Source organism: Nonomuraea gerenzanensis, from assembly GCF_020215645.1.
GTDB lineage: Bacteria > Actinomycetota > Actinomycetes > Streptosporangiales > Streptosporangiaceae > Nonomuraea > Nonomuraea gerenzanensis.
In genome coordinates this window covers 10,557,574-10,572,115 of record NZ_CP084058.1, presented here as the reverse complement: position 1 = coordinate 10,572,115, position 14,542 = coordinate 10,557,574, and the positions used below count along the sequence as shown (strand labels likewise).

Genomic DNA, 14,542 nt, shown 5'->3' with positions numbered 1-14,542 from the left:
AGTCGGCACGATCTACCCCTGTGGTCTGGTGGAATCTAGTGCTGTGAGTGCTCAGACCTGGCGGTTGGTGCGGCGAGGCAGCGGGGGGCCCGATGTGCCTCCTGTGCTCGATGAGCATCAGCGTGCCGTCGTCGGGCACCGGCGCGGCCCCCTCCTCGTTCTCGCAGGTCCAGGCACCGGCAAGACCACCACGATCGTGGAGAGCGTGGTCGACAGGATCGAGCGGCGCGGTGCCGACCCCGAGCGCGTGCTCATCCTCACCTTCAGCCGCAAGGCCGCCGAGGAGCTGCGCCGCCGCGTGACCAGCCGGCTGCGCCGCACCACGCGCACGCCGGTGGCGATGACCTTCCACTCCTACGCGTACGCGCTGCTGCGCCGCGAGTGCGTGCTGGCAGGCAAGGCCCCGCCACGCCTGCTCACCGGCCCCGAGCAGCTGCTGGAGATCCGGCGGCTGCTGCACGGCGAGCTGGAGGGCGGCGCGCCCGACTGGCCCCAGTCGCTGCGCGAGCCGCTCAAGACGCGCGGTTTCGCCGAGGAGCTGCGCGACTTCCTGTCCCGCGCCAACGAGCGCGGCCTCGACGCCGAGCGGCTGATCGCCCTCGGCCGGCTGCACGGGCGCGCCGACTGGGTGGCGGCCGGCCGCTTCTCCGAGCGCTACCAGGACAGGTTCGACCTGGCCCCCGAGGAGACCTACGACTACGCCGAGCTGGTCGGCGCCGCCACCGCGCTGCTGGCCGGGGCCGACGTGCGCGAGCGCGAGCGGGCGGCCTACGACGTGGTGTTCGTCGACGAGTACCAGGACACCGACCCCGCGCAGGAGCTGCTGCTGTCCCAGCTCGCGGGCGACGGCCGCGACCTGATCGCGGTGGGCGACCCCGACCAGTCGATCTACGGGTTCAGGGGCGCCGACGTGCAGGGCATCATGAAGTTCCCCGAGCGCTTCCGCACTCTCGACGGCCGCGAGGCACCCGTGCTGGCGCTGCGCGTGTGCCGCAGGAGCGGGGCCGACCTGCTGGAGGCCTCGCGCCGGGTGGCCGCCAAGCTGCCCGTCGCCCCGGCGCCGACGCAGGAGCCCGGCCAGGCTTCCGACGAGTGGCCGGAGCATCGGCCCGATGATCGGCCCGATCATCGGCATGGCCACCGTGACCTCGTCGCGCCGCCCGACACCGAGCCGGGCGAGGTGCGCGTGCTGCTGGCCGACAGCACCAGCCAGGAGGCCGCGATCGTGGCCGACACGCTGCGCCGCGCCCACCTGATCGACGGGGTGCCCTGGCACCGGATGGCGGTGCTGGTCCGCTCGGCCAGGCGGCAGGTGCCGCTGCTGCGGCGGGCGCTGACCAACGCCGGCGTGCCGACGATGATCGCCGGTGATGAGGTGCCCATCGCGCAGGAGCCGGGGGTGCGGCCGCTGCTGACGATGTTGCGGATGGCGCTGGATCCGTCCGAGCTCGACGAGGGGACGGCGGAGGAGCTGCTGACGGGGCCGCTGGGGGGCACCGACATGATCGGCGTGCGGCGCCTGCGGCGCGCCCTCAAAATCGCCGAGAACGAGGCCATGGGCGTGGCCGCCACCGAGGCCGCCGACCCGGACGCCACCGCCGACCCGGGCGCCGCCACTGGCTCGGGCGCCGCCGACCCGGACGCAAAGCCGGGTGACCGGACCGCCGACCCGGACGTGGAGCCGGGCGACCGAGCCGTGGATGCGGGCGCGGGGGCCGTCACGGAGGCCGGTGCCGGGGCTGCGACCGAGGCCGCGTTCGGCAGCGCGCCTGAGGCCGCGTCCGAGGTGGCGTCCGGCAGTGCGTCCGAGGCCGCGTCCGGCAGTGCGTCCGAGGCCGCCGGCTCGGGCGCGGCCGAGGAGCCGGGCGGCGGCAGGATCGCCGAGGAGGTCGAGGGGCTGCCGTTCAAGGCGCGCTCGTCCGGCGAGCTCCTGGTCGCCGCCATCAAGGACATCCGCGAGCTGACCCGTATAGAACCGCACATCGCCCTCCCCGCCGAACGCGTGGCCAAGCTCCTGTCCGCCGCCCGCGACGCCGTGCGCCAGGACGGCACCGCGGAAGACCTCCTGTGGACGATCTGGGACGCCAGCGGCCTGGCCCCCCGCTGGAGCGAGCTGAGCGTGTCGGGCGGCCCCAGGGGCGCGCAGGCCGACCGCGACCTCGACGCCGTGGTGGCGCTGTTCGACCACGCGGCCAGGTTCGTGGACCGGATGCCGATGGCGGGCCCGGAGGTGTTCATCGACGACCTGGCCGCCCAGGAGATCCCCGGCGACACGCTGGCCGACCGCGCCCCCGACGGCGACGCCGTGCGCGTGCTGACCGCGCACCGCGCCAAGGGCCTCGAATGGGACGTGGTGGTCGTGGCGGGCGTCCAGGAGGGCGTCTGGCCGGACCTGCGCCTGCGCGGCTCGCTGCTGGGCGTGGAGGACCTCATCGAGACGGTCGAGGGCGGCGAGCCGAACAAGACCTCGCTGGTCTCCAAGATGCTGGCCGAGGAGCGCAGGCTCTTCTACGTGGCCGCCACCCGGGCCAGGCGCAGGCTCGTGGTCACGGCCGTGGGCGGCGAGGACACCGACGAGCGCCCGTCCAGGTTCCTGTCGGAGCTGATGCCGGGCGCGGTCGAGTCGGCCACGGTCGACGACAGGGCCCGCTGGCTGAACCTGTCCGCCCTGGTGGCGGACCTGCGCAGCGCGGTGACCGACCCCACCAAGCCGCGCCGGGTCAGGCACGAGGCGGCGCGGCAGCTCGCCAGGCTGGCCGCCGCCGGGGTGCAGGGCGCCCACCCCAACGACTGGTACGCGCTCACGCCCATCTCCGACGACCGCCCCCTGAGCTGGCCGGACGGGATCGTGAGCATCTCCCCGTCGGCGGTGGAGAGCTTCACCAAGTGCGGCCTGCGCTGGCTGCTGGAGACGGCGGTTGGCGCGGCGGGCACCAGCACCGCCCAGGGCCTGGGCAACATCATCCACGCCCTGGCCGTCCTGGCGGCCACCGACCTGCCCAGCGAGGACCTGCTGGGCGACCGCCTCGACCAGATCTGGAACGACCTCGACTTCGGCGGCGTCTGGTACAACCGCAAGCAGCGCCAGGTGGCCGAGCAGATGATCGGCAAGTTCCTGCGCTGGCACAAGGAGAACCCGCGCGAGCTGGTGGCTTTGGAGGAGGCGTTCACGGCGATGGTGTCGGAGGGCGTCCAGATCAAGGGCCGCGTCGACCGGGTCGAGCGCGACTCCGACAACCGCGCGGTGATCATCGACCTGAAGACGGGCGGCTCCAAGCCCAAGGCGGGCGACCTCGACCGTCACCCGCAGCTCGGCGTCTACCAGCTCGCCGCGCTGCTGGGTGCGTTCGCCAGGCACGGCATGACCGAGCCGGGCGGCGCGGCGCTGGTGCAGCTCGGCAAGGCGGCGGGCAAGCACGACGCGCTGGAGCAGTCGCAGGGCGCGCTGGCCGACGACAAGGACCCGGGCTGGGCCAAGGACCTGGTCGACACCGTGGCGATCGGCATGTCCGGCCCGTTCTTCCAGGCCAAGGTGAACGACGGCTGCCGCACCTGCGCGGCCAGGGCGAGCTGCCCGGTCAACGACAACGGGGGCCAGGTGTGCTGACCCCCGCCGAACTCGCCGGCAAGCTCGGCATCCTCCCGCCCACCCCCGAGCAGGCGACGGTCATCGAGGCCCCGCTGGAGCCGATGGTCGTCATGGCGGGCGCCGGCTCCGGCAAGAGCGAGACCATGGCCGGCCGCGTGGTCTGGCTGGTCGCCAACGGCCTGGTCAAGCCGGAGAACGTGCTGGGCCTGACGTTCACCCGCAAGGCCGCCGCCGAGCTGGCCACCCGGGTCAGGGAGCGGCTCAACGGCCTGGCGGAGGCCGGGCTGGTCGAGCCGGGCGCGCTCGACAACGAGCCCACCGTGTCCACCTACCACGCCTACGCCGCCCGCCTGGTCACCGACCACGCGCTGCGCGAGGGGCTGGAGCCGACCATGCGCCTGGTCAGGCCCGCCGTGTCGTGGCAGCTCGCCTCGCGGGTGGTGGCGATGTACGACGGGCCGATGGACAGGATCGAGCTGGGCCCGCCCTCGGTCACGGCCGCCCTGCTGGAGCTGGCAGGCGAGCTCTCGGAGCACCTGCGCTCGCCCGCCGACGTGCGGGGCGTGGGGGAGTGGCTGGCGGCCAGGCACGCCGTCCTGCCGGGCCGCACGACACTGGCCCAGCGCAAGCCGCTGAGCGTGCACGCGGCCAGGGAGCAGCTCCTGCCCCTGGTGGAGCGGTACGAGCGGCTCAAGCGCGCCCGCGAGGTCATCGACTACGGCGACCAGATGTCGCTGGCCGCCAGGATCGCCGCCAACCACAAGGAGGTCGGCGAGATCGAGCGGGGCCGCTACTCGGTGGTCCTGCTCGACGAGTACCAGGACACCAGCCACGCCCAGCTCGTCCTGCTGCGCTCGCTCTACGGCGGCGGCCATCCGGTCACCGCCGTGGGCGACCCGTGCCAGTCCATCTACGGCTGGCGCGGCGCCTCGGCGGGCAACCTGCGCCGCTTCCCCAAGGACTTCCGCACGGCCACCGGCGACCAGGCCCCGGTGCGCCAGCTCAGCGTCAGCTTCCGCAACGGCGACCGCGTGCTCGACGTGGCCGCCCGCGTCCAGCTCCCGCTGCGCATGGAGGCCCGCGAGGTGCCCGTGCTGGTCCCCGGCCCGAACCGGATCGAGCGCGGCCGCGTCACCTGCGCCTTCCACGAGACCGCCGAGGACGAGGCCAAGTGGATCGCCGACGGCGTCGCCAGGCTCCTCGGCCAGGAGACGGCCCCCGACGGCCTGCCCTGGGGCGAGAAGGAGCGCAAGAAGACGCTCGCCCTGCAGCCCCAGGACGTCGCCATCCTGGCCCGTAAGCGCTCGCAGTTCCCCGCGCTGCGCAGGGCGCTGGAGGAGCGTGACATCCCGGTCGAGGTGGTGGGCCTGGGCGGCCTGCTGACCGTGCCCGAGGTGAGCGACATCGTGGCCACTCTGCGCGTGCTGTACGACCCCACGGCGGGCGACGCGCTGGCCAGGCTGCTGGCGGGCCCCCGCTGGCGGATCGGCCCCGCTGACCTGCGGGTGCTCGGCGAGCAGGCCCGCACGCTGGCCCGCGAGCTGAGCGAGAGCCACCGCGAGGACGACCCGCTCGACCAGGTGGTGGCCGACCTGGCCGAGGAGCGCGGCAGCCTGGTGGACGCCCTGGACGAGCTGCCCGACCGGGAGGAGTGGCTGGAGCCGTACTCGCCGCTGGCCCGCACCAGGCTGGTGGCGCTCGCCCAGGAGCTGCGCCACCTGCGCGCGCACACCGCGCAGCCGCTGCCCGACCTGATCAGCGAGGTGGAGCGCAGGCTCGGCCTGGACATCGAGGTGGCGGCGCGCAGCGGCACGGTGGGGGCGTTCGCGGCGCGGGCCGACCTCGACGCGTTCCTCGACGCTGCGTCCAGGTTCGCGGGCGACGCGGAGGACCCGACGCTGGGCGCGTTCCTGGCCTACCTTCAGGCGGCGGAGAGCGAGGAGTTCGGCCTGGAGGCGGGCCGGGTCGGCGAGAGCAACAGCGTCAAGCTGATGACCGTGCACGCCTCGAAGGGCCTGGAGTGGCCGGTCGTCGTGGTGCCCGGCCTGTCGCAGCTCGTGAGCACGAAGGGGACGATCGCGACGGGCAGCATCTTCCCCGCCACGCCGGTGATGAACAGCCGGTGGACGGAGAACCCGCGCAAGCTCCCGTACGCGCTGCGTGGCGACGCCGCCGACCTGCCCCGGCTGGGCGGGCTGAGCAAGGAGGAGCTGGCGGCCTTCGACGAGCACTGCCGCGAGCGGGACCTGATGGAGGAGCGCAGGCTCGCGTACGTGGCCGTGACCCGGGCCCACTACCACCTGATCGCCTCCGGCTACCGCTGGGGCAGCGCCACCAAGCCGCTGGAGCCGTCCGACTTCCTGCTGGAGATCCGCGACACCGCCGACCGGATCTCGTTCTGGGCCGACGACCTCGCGGAGGGCGCCACGAACCCGCTGCTGGCCGAGCCGGCCGAGGCCACCTGGCCGGTCGAGCCCGAGGGGCTGCGCTACGAGTCCGTGCTCGACGGCGCCCGCCTGGTCGAGGACGCGCTGGCGGGCACGCTGGGCCCGTACGAGGACGAGCCGATCAAGGCGTTCGAGGAGGAGCGCCTGCGGGCCTGGCAGCGCGACACCGACCTGCTGCTGCGCGAGCGGGAGCTGCACCGGCGCAAGCCCGCCACCACGGTCGAGCTGCCGGCCAAGCTGACCGTGTCCGCGCTGGTCACGCTGGCCGCCGACCCGCGCGAGCTGGCCCGCAGGATCCGCCGCCCCGTGCCGAAGAAGCCCGCGCCGCTGGCCCGCCGGGGCACCTCCTTCCACAAGTGGCTGGAGACCCGCTGGGACCAGCAGCGGCTGATCGACGACCTGGAGCTGTACGACGAGGAGCTGGAAGAGGCCGACGTGCGGCTGGCGGAGCTGCAGGAGCGGTTCGAGCAGAGCGAGTGGGCCGACCGGCGGCCGGTCGACCTGGAGGTCCCGTTCGAGACCATGATCGCCGACCGGCTGGTGCGTGGGCGGATGGACGCCGTCTTCGAGCGGGACGGCGGCGGCTACGAGGTCGTCGACTGGAAGACCGGGCAGCCGCCGCGGGGCAAGAAGGCAGCCAGGGCCGCCTCCGTGCAGCTCGCCGCGTACCGGCTGGCCTGGTCGCACCTGGCGCAGGTGCCGCTGGAGGAGGTCGGGGCGGCCTTCCACTACGTCCGCGCCAACCGCACCGTGCGCCCGGTGGACCTGCTCGACGCCGACGGCCTGGTGGCGCTGATCGAGAGCGTCAGGCTCGTAGATGGTGGAAAGCCGGCTTCGGGTGCATGAGGAAGTCGTGGTGGGAGATGTTCCAGGCGTAGGCTCCGGCCAGCTCGAACACCACCGTGTCTCCCACCCCCACCGAAGTAACGATATTTCGGGCGAAAACGTCTTTCGGGGTGCATAGCTGACCGACGAGCGTGACCGGTTCGTCGGCCACGTCCGGCTTGCCGGCCGGCAGGACGGTGAACGGCTGGTCGTGCCCCTTGGTCGCCGGCGTACGCAGGTGGTGGGTGCCGCCCAGCAGGATCGCGTACGCCTGGCCGCGCACCCGCTTCACGTCCACCACCCTGGTCACGTAGTAGCCGCAGTAGACGGTCAGCGCCCGGCCGGGCTCGATCCGCAGCCGCCTGCCCCGGGCCAGGCCGGCCAGCCCCTGCCCGTACGCGGCCCAGTCGAAGCGCGACTCCGGCGACGCGTACGACACCGCCATCCCGCCACCGAGGTTGACCTCCTCCCAGTCGCCGTCCAGCAGCCGCCGCGCCAGCCCCAGCAACTGCCCGGCGTCGAGCCCGCTGGCCAGGTGGGCGTGCAGGCCGCGCAGCCGTACCCGGTCGCCGAACAGCGGCAGGCACCGCGCGATCCCGTCCTCGTCCATCCCGAACGGCCCGCTCATCGTCAGCGCCGCGCCCTCCACCGGCAGATCGGGGTTGAGCCTGAGCAGCACGTCCGCCTCCAGGCCCGTGCCGAGCAGGCGGCGCAGCTCGTTCGGCGACTCGACGTGCAGGCGGTGGTGCGGCAGCCGCAGCTCGGCGTCGGTCTTGCCGGGCCCGCCCAGCGCCACCCGCGCGCCCGGGAACAGGCTCGTGACGTGCGCGTGCTCGCCCGCCGACGACACCTCGAACCCGTCCACGTGCCCGGCCAGCACCCGCAGCAGCTCGGCGTCGGGGTTGGCCTTGACCGCGTAGTACAGCTCGACGGGGCCCAGCGCGCGCCGTACGGACGCGACGTGCTCGTCCAGGGCGGGCAGGTCGTAGAGGTAGGCCGGGACCTGGGGAAGGGCCTCGGCGGCGGCCAGGACGCGGGAGCCGATCATGCGAGCGGGTTCGCGATCGGCACGTAACCGGCGGCCCGGTCGGCCGCCCTGGCCCAGCGCACGCCCAGGTTCGCCTTCGCGGGCAGCGGCGCGCCGGCCAGCAGGTCCTGCAGCGGCAGCGGCCGGCCCAGGCGCGCCGACTGCCGGTCGAACAGGTCCCTGGCCGTCCGCCACAGCTCGCGCAGCAGGTCGTCGTCCGTGCCCGCGAGCGTCGCGGCGATCTCGGTGAGGTGGTTGACGAGCAGGCAGTAGACCACGCGGGCCCAGCCGCGTTCGGCGTCGTAGGTGAGGGCGCGGGCCACCTCGGGGTGCAGCCCGCCGAGGTCGTGGCGGCCCGCGACGAGCTTGGTGCCCTCCAGGTCGCGGAAGACGGCCTCGACGGGCAGGCCGTCGCCGTCCAGCCCCGCCAGCACGTTCTGCAGGTGGGGCTCCAGCACCACGCCGTGCGTGAAGTACAGGTCCAGGACCGGCAGCGCGACCACCGTCACGTACGAGCGCCACCACGCGACCGGGTCGTGCGCCTTCGTCTCCTGGGCCAGCGCGCCGGCCAGGATCGGGGTGACGCCGGGGGAGCAGGCGGCCCAGGGGCTGCGCCTGACGATCACGCCGAGGCCCTCGTGCAGCCCGCTGCCCAGGGAGACCGAGCGGTATCCCGGCTCGGGCAGCCAGCGGGTCGCGGGGTGCCTAGCCGACAGCTCGTCGAAGACCGGGGTGAGCCGCTCGGTCAGCTCCACGGCTCCGGCCAGCTCGTACCAGGCGTGCCTGCGTACGCAGTTGGTGATCCGCACGTCCAGGGAGAACTTCAGGCAGACCTCCGCCTCCGGCACGTACACCGTCCGCACGGACGAGGTCGGCACCACGACCGGCCCGGGCCCCAGGTCGATCAGCTCGCGGCCGAGCACCGGCCCGAGCAGGTCGAGCTGCCACGGATGCGCGGGCAGCACCCGGTAGCCGTCCGGCGCGCGCCCCATCGTGTCCAGCACCGAGGCGTCGCCGCCCTGCGCCAGCGCGTCCTCGCGCACGCCGAGCAGCCTGACGGGGAAGCGGGCGTGCGCCTCGGGCGCGTACGCCAGCCAGCCCGCGCCGCCCCGCGCCTTGGGGCTGGGGTGGAACGGATGCCCGTACACCAGCGCCTGCTCCGAGGCGAGCCAAGGATCGGCGGGCGGCACGGCCGAGGCCCTGGCCCGCAGGATGGCCGCCACCGCGTCCCTGCTGGCCGCCACCTGCTCGCCGAACTCCCCGTTGCGCCCCCGCACCCCGCCCCGTCCCTGCAGCTCGGTCTCCACCAACCGGACCAGCTCGTCGCTCGCCAGCGGCCGCCAGGCGCCCGACTCCAGCCGCTCGGGCGGGCCCTCGAAGCGCAGCGCCGCCCCGCCGTGGGTGCGGGCCCGCAGCAGCGTGCCCGCCACCCGCAGCAGCACGTACGGCGGCGCCGGCCACACCAGCCCGCGCGGCCCGGCCACCTCCCGCACGCAGCAGCGCAGCAGGGCCGCCAGCGTCGCCCGCTCGGCAGAGCCGGCAGACGCGTCGATGGCCAGTCCGTGCATGTTCAGGCTCTCCTCAGGTAGTTCGGCCCGCTGGTGCCGTAGAACTTGTTGACGTCGCGCGCCCCCGAACGTCGCTTCGAGACGAGCGTGCCGGCGGTGATCATGGACTTGCCGGTCAGCCTGGCCGCGTCGAGCGTCCTGGCGCGCAGGAGCCTGGCCATGGGGTCGTCGCCGTACTCGTCCAGTGCCTCGGCGAGCGTGTCGCGCAGCAGCGCCGCCGCCCGGTCGTGCGGCAGCGCGCCGAACACCACGGCGGCGCAGGCCAGGTGCAGCGTGATGGTCACGAAGACGTCGGCCAGGGCGTGCGGGTCGTCGTTCAGCATGCGCTCGTCGGCGAACTCCGGCACCGCCACCCCGGCGGCCCGCAGCCTGGACGGCGAGGCCAGCAGCCCGTCGTTGTCCTTGACCAGCAGTTCGAGCCCGTCGCCGCGGAACAGCAGGGCCAGGTTCTGCTGGTGCGCCTCCAGCGCGACGCCGTAGCGGACGAAGAGCCGCACGTTCCACCGCAGCAGCAGCCGCAGGTAGCCGGGCAGCACGTCGCCCAGCTCCTCGAGCACGCCGGGGGCGCCCAGCGCGGCGACGGGGACGATCTCGCCTTCGGGCAGCCGCCGTACCATCCAGGCCAGGTGCTCGTGCCCGGCGTGCGCCCACGTCTGCTCGTCGGCGAGCACCACGCCGGGGCCGGCCAGCTCCCGCAGCAGCAGCTCCGCCCTGGCGCCGTCGGCCAGCGTGCCGGCCTTGATCGAGCGCCGGTTCCTGGCGCCCAGGGTGCTGATCGGCAGCGGCAGCTTCAGATGCAGGCGCGGAAAGACCTCGACGGTCCGCATGGACAGCGTGGGCCGCACGGTCACGGCCGCCTCGTCCAGCACCCGCACCCCGTCGATCTTCCGCACCTCGTCCACGGTCAGCGGATGCACGGGAAAGAGCACCTCGTCCGGATGGTCCGGCGCGGAAAGGAGCGCTTCGTCCGCGTGGCCCGGCCAGTCCGGCACCAGGCCGGCGGGCAGGCGCGCGGCGGAGCCCGGCGCCAGCGCACGGCGCGGGACCACGGCCCACCGCAGCTCGAACGAGGGCCCGAACTCCGGCGCGTAGGCCAGCAGCTCGCTCTCCGACAGCCCCACCCGGGCCCGCGAGGTCGGATAGACCGGATGGTCCACCGACGCGGCCAGCGTCTCGTACGACGGTGCCCGCGGGACACCCCCGCGCTCGTCATGCAGCTCCAGCGCGGCGAGCGCCGCCACGCACTCCTCGAAGAAGGCCGCCACCCCCTCGGCGTCCTCGGGCGCCGCGACCTCCACGATCGTCTCCAGCACCTGCTCCAGCCCCAGCCGCTCGTCGGCCGCCACCACGAAGTCCTGGAACAGCACCCCGGGTGAGAGCCGCACCCACCGCCCGTCGGCGAGCAGCATCCCCACCCCGTCCTTGGTGCGGGTGACGCGGGAGGCCAGGCCGCCGTAGTCCTCGCGCAGCAGGGCGTCCAGCACCCGGGCGGCCAGGTAGGCCTCCCTGGAGCTCATTCGACCACCCACGGCCGCGCGACCCGGTACTCCTCGACGGCGGCGGCCACCCGCTCCCTGCCGGGCCCCACGGCCCTGATCACGCCCAGATAGTCACGGTTCGTCCGGGTCAGCGTGACGACCTCGCCGACGGCCCGCAGCGGCCGGTGCCACAGCCGCACGTCGCCGATGGTCACGGACTCGTGCCCCGGCGCGTCCTTGATCACCCCGGCCCGGTCCGCGACCACGCTGACCGCCGTCCCGAACCGGGAGGTCTCCGGCGGCGCGGGCACGCGCGCCCCGAGATGCACCCCCAGGATCCACTCGAACACCGGCACCCCGAGCAGGTCGCCCAGCAGGAAGTCGCAGTGGTCCCCGATCACCCGGTAGTTGACCTCCACGATCCTCGGCCCGCCGGCGGTGACCACGTACTCGGTGTGGCACGCCCCGAAGCCCACCCCGAGCGCCCGCAGCGCCGCCAGCACATGCTCGTGGGAGTCGTCGGCGGGCGCCCAGTCGAGCCGCTCCTCGACGAAGTACGGCAACGCCCCCAGCGTCGTCTCGAACCCGCCGAGCACCCGCGTCCCGTCCGCGTCCCCCAGCGTCTCCAGCGTCCGCAACGGCCCTTCGAGGTACTCCTCCACGACCAGCGCCTCGCCAGGCCGCCGCCGCCTGACCTCGGCCACGGCACGTTCCAGGTCGCCGTCGACCAGCATGACGTCCTCGCTGGCGACCCCCTCGCGCGGCTTGAGCACCACGGGGTACGGCACCCGCGCGGGCACCGGATCGAGCGGCCCGAGCCGTACGGAGAAGACCTGCTCGACCCCGGCCTCCTTGAGCCCGCGCCGCATCAGGAACTTGTTCTTGGCCGCCGCGCACGCCCGCCAGTCCTTGCCCGGCAGCCCGAAGTAGGCCGCGGCCAGCGCCGTCTCGGTCTGAAGGTGGTCGGAGTTGGAGAAGATCGCGTCCGGCCTGCCGAGGTGCTCGATGGTGTCGATCAACGCGCGCGGGTCCCGTACGTCGCACAACACCGCCGACGGATGCCGCTCCGGCCGGTCGGTCAGGATCGTCACCTCGCACCCGAGCGCCCGCGCCGCCGGCAGGAAGCCGTCCGTCACGGAATCGGTTGGTTTGAGCGCGGTCAGGTAGAGCCGCAACGCGAAGGCACCCCCGAAGAATCAGGTAAGGCTAACCTAACCCGACGAATCTTAACCCCAGAGAGATCACCGCGGTGCCCGGATACCGTAATCACCGGCTAACTGCGAGGTCATAGGATGACATGGGACTTGGGAGGGGGCGGCACCAGTGGAGACCGCGCAAGAGCAACTCATCGGCCCGCTACTGCTTGCGCGGGGGACCATCGACCGTTCCTCGGCCCTGCGCGCCGACGAGCGGTGGCTGGAGCGGGCCTGGGCGGATCCCGCGACCAGGGTGCTGGTCATCGACAACGGTCACACGCTGGTGCGCCGGGTGGGTGACGAGGTGCACGCGGTGCTGTTCACGCCCGACGGCGCGCCCGCCGGCCAGCGCTACCTGCTCGGCGTGGAGGACGGCGTCGCCTACTTCGCGGTCGCCGCGGCGCTGCCCGGCATCCCCAAGGGCGACGTCAACGGCCGCGTCACCATCCCCATGTCCCTGCGCGACGCGCCCGAGGGCGAGCCGGTGGCGGCGGGGCTGCGCCAGGTCGGCGGCCTGCTCGGCGACCGTGACGCGGGCCTGCTGGTCTACGCGGTGGCGCTGGAGGCCTGGCACGCCACGCACGAGTTCTGCCCGCGGTGCGGCGCGCACACGGTGGTGCAGGCCGGCGGGCACATCCGGGTCTGCCCGAAGGACTCCAGCCAGCACTTCCCGCGCGTCGACCCCGCAGTGATCATGCTGGTCCGCGACGAGGCCGACCGCTGCCTGCTGGCCCGCGGCCCGCAGTGGCCGGAGGGGCGGCTGTCGATCCTGGCCGGGTTCGTGGAGCCGGGGGAGTCGCTGGAGGCGGCCGTCGTGCGCGAGGTGGCCGAGGAGGTCGGCGTCGCCGTCCACAATCCGCGTTACCTGGGCAGCCAGCCGTGGCCGTTCCCGCGCAGTCTCATGCTGGGCTTCTTCGCCGAGGCCACGACCACCACGCTGACGCCCGACGCCGAGGAGATCGCCGAGGCGCACTGGTTCTCGCGGGAGGAGCTGGCGCGGGCGCTGGAGTCGGGTGAGCTGCGCCTGCCGCCGCCCGTCTCGATCGCCCGCCGTCTGATCGAGACCTGGTACGGCGGCGAGCTCGTCGGCGACTGGTAGACCAGAAGGCCGGGAAGACGGCGGGCCCGCCGGTGAGAGGCAGGCCCGATCGGTCGGTCAGGCGGCTTCGAGCAGGGCCTTGACCTCGCGGGCGGAGGGGTTCGTCCGGACGAAGCGCCCCTTGGGCGTCTCGATGACCACCGTCGGCACGACCTGGTTGCCGTTGTTGACGCTCATCACGAACTCAGCCGCCGCCGGGTCACGCTCGATGTCGACGTCGTCGAAGCTGATGCCCTCGCGCGTGAGCTGGGCCTTGAGCCGCTTACAAGGGCCGCACCACGTGGTGCTGTAGACCGTGAGCGCCATCTTCGGACATCCCTCCAAGGTCAGGAAACAGGCGATCCGTGCAACAACGCGCAGTGCCCGTCTAATCCCGGATTACCCGATTCGAGAGGCGATCCACGCCTGCACCCGCTCGGCCACGCCCGGCTCCCGGTAGAGCGGCGAGCTGTGGTTGGTGCCCGGCTGGGTGAACACCGACACCTGCACCCCCACCTGCCCGAGCATCTGCTTGAGCAACTGGCTCTGCACCGGCGGCACGAACTCGTTCTCGGAGTGGATGGTCAGCATCGGCGCGTCGTTGCGGCTGGCGTGCCAGGCCACCTCCATGCTCGCCCACACGCGCGAGCACTTGCCCTTCGGCGCGCAGCCGCCGGCCAGCTTCATCGCGGCCGTGCGCAGCTTGCGCTTGTGGGCGTTGGGGCTCTTCTCGCCGTCGGAGTACGCGCGCAGCGGCGAGATGATCGGCGAGAGCCCCACCACGCCCTTGAGCCCGCCGACCCCGTCGCCGTACGTGCCCACGGCCGCCGCGATGTGCCCACCGGCGGAGAAGCCCATGAGCACGTAGTTGTTCGGGTCGAAGGCGTAGCGGTCGGCGTGCTTGCGGGCCAGCGCGATGGCGGCCAGCGCGTCGGTGCGCTGCGCGGGCCAGGCCGCGTCGCCGGACAGGCGGTAGTTGAGGTTGAAGACGGTGTACCCCAGCTCGGCGTAGCTGCGGGTGATCTCCTTCATGTACCTCTTGTCGCCGCTGGACCACCAGCCGCCGTGGATGAGGAAGATGCCGGGCCGCTGCTGCCCGTCGGGTGTCCACCAGACGTCCATGCTCTGCCGCTTGTGCGTGCCGTACTGGACGGTCTCCACCGACAACCCGCTGAGCCCGTCGGAGTCGACGGGGGTGTCCACCGTGGGGGCTGGGGTCGGCTCCATGGCCGCGCTCGCGGCGACAGGTGTGAGCGCGACGGCAGCGAGCGCCAGAGCGCTCACGGAAACCGCAGTTCGCACGGCCTTCCTTTCCCCCATGTACATGGTCGGGC

General features: G+C 73.5%; 9 protein-coding genes. 3 read left to right on the top strand and 6 right to left on the bottom strand.

Features of this window, described 5'->3' with window-relative positions; translation table 11 throughout:
- The first annotated feature begins 103 nt into the window (after nt 1-103).
- Both LCN96_RS49165 and LCN96_RS49160 read left to right on the top strand, forming a co-directional pair.
- Entirely contained in the window at nt 104-3,607 is a 3,504-nt protein-coding gene (locus tag LCN96_RS49165; RefSeq protein ID WP_225269278.1) for an ATP-dependent helicase, read from the top strand.
- A complete protein-coding gene (locus tag LCN96_RS49160; RefSeq protein WP_225269277.1) occupies nt 3,601-6,882 on the top strand; it encodes an ATP-dependent helicase in 3,282 nt (1,093 codons plus the stop codon). Before LCN96_RS49165 ends, LCN96_RS49160 begins: the two co-directional genes overlap by 7 nt.
- Here LCN96_RS49160 and LCN96_RS49155 read toward each other — a convergent pair.
- The 4 genes from LCN96_RS49155 to LCN96_RS49140 are packed head-to-tail and all read right to left on the bottom strand — an operon-like array spanning nt 6,842 to nt 12,109.
- The gene (locus LCN96_RS49155; RefSeq protein WP_225269276.1) at nt 6,842-7,909 is read right to left on the bottom strand and encodes a type III PLP-dependent enzyme domain-containing protein; all 1,068 of its coding nucleotides are present in this window, start codon (nt 7,907-7,909) and stop codon (nt 6,842-6,844) included. The two genes, LCN96_RS49160 and LCN96_RS49155, sit on opposite strands and share 41 nt — an antisense overlap.
- Entirely contained in the window at nt 7,906-9,456 is a 1,551-nt protein-coding gene (locus LCN96_RS49150; protein ID WP_225269275.1) for an IucA/IucC family protein, read from the bottom strand. Before LCN96_RS49150 ends, LCN96_RS49155 begins: the two co-directional genes overlap by 4 nt.
- Before the next feature lie 2 nt (nt 9,457-9,458).
- Nucleotides 9,459-10,973, bottom strand: a complete 1,515-nt coding sequence (locus tag LCN96_RS49145) for an IucA/IucC family protein (protein ID WP_225269274.1) — start codon at nt 10,971-10,973, stop codon at nt 9,459-9,461.
- On the bottom strand, nt 10,970-12,109 hold the full coding sequence (locus tag LCN96_RS49140; RefSeq protein ID WP_225269273.1) for an ATP-grasp domain-containing protein: 1,140 nt from the start codon (nt 12,107-12,109) through the stop codon (nt 10,970-10,972). The genes LCN96_RS49145 and LCN96_RS49140 overlap by 4 nt, the downstream gene beginning before the upstream one ends.
- 148 nt (nt 12,110-12,257) lie before the next feature.
- On the opposite strand from LCN96_RS49140, the gene nudC reads away from it, so the two are divergent.
- Complete coding sequence (gene nudC, locus LCN96_RS49135) at nt 12,258-13,229, top strand: NAD(+) diphosphatase (RefSeq protein WP_225269272.1); 972 nt, start codon at nt 12,258-12,260, stop codon at nt 13,227-13,229.
- A 57-nt stretch (nt 13,230-13,286) separates the two neighbouring features.
- Here nudC and LCN96_RS49130 read toward each other — a convergent pair whose 3' ends face one another.
- Nucleotides 13,287-13,535 (bottom strand): mycoredoxin, encoded by a 249-nt coding sequence (locus LCN96_RS49130; protein ID WP_225269271.1) that lies wholly within the window; start codon nt 13,533-13,535, stop codon nt 13,287-13,289.
- A 72-nt stretch (nt 13,536-13,607) separates the two neighbouring features.
- A complete protein-coding gene (locus LCN96_RS49125; RefSeq protein ID WP_225269270.1) occupies nt 13,608-14,510 on the bottom strand; it encodes an alpha/beta hydrolase in 903 nt (300 codons plus the stop codon).
- Between the last annotated feature and the right edge of the window lie 32 nt (nt 14,511-14,542).

Coding starts and splice junctions, on each gene's coding strand:
- LCN96_RS49155 (WP_225269276.1), bottom strand. CDS start 7,909: ATGATCGGCTCCCGCGTCCTGGCCGCCGCCGAGGCCCTTCCCCAGGTC.
- LCN96_RS49145 (WP_225269274.1), bottom strand. CDS start 10,973: ATGAGCTCCAGGGAGGCCTACCTGGCCGCCCGGGTGCTGGACGCCCTG.
- LCN96_RS49130 (WP_225269271.1), bottom strand. CDS start 13,535: ATGGCGCTCACGGTCTACAGCACCACGTGGTGCGGCCCTTGTAAGCGG.
- LCN96_RS49150 (WP_225269275.1), bottom strand. CDS start 9,456: ATGCACGGACTGGCCATCGACGCGTCTGCCGGCTCTGCCGAGCGGGCG.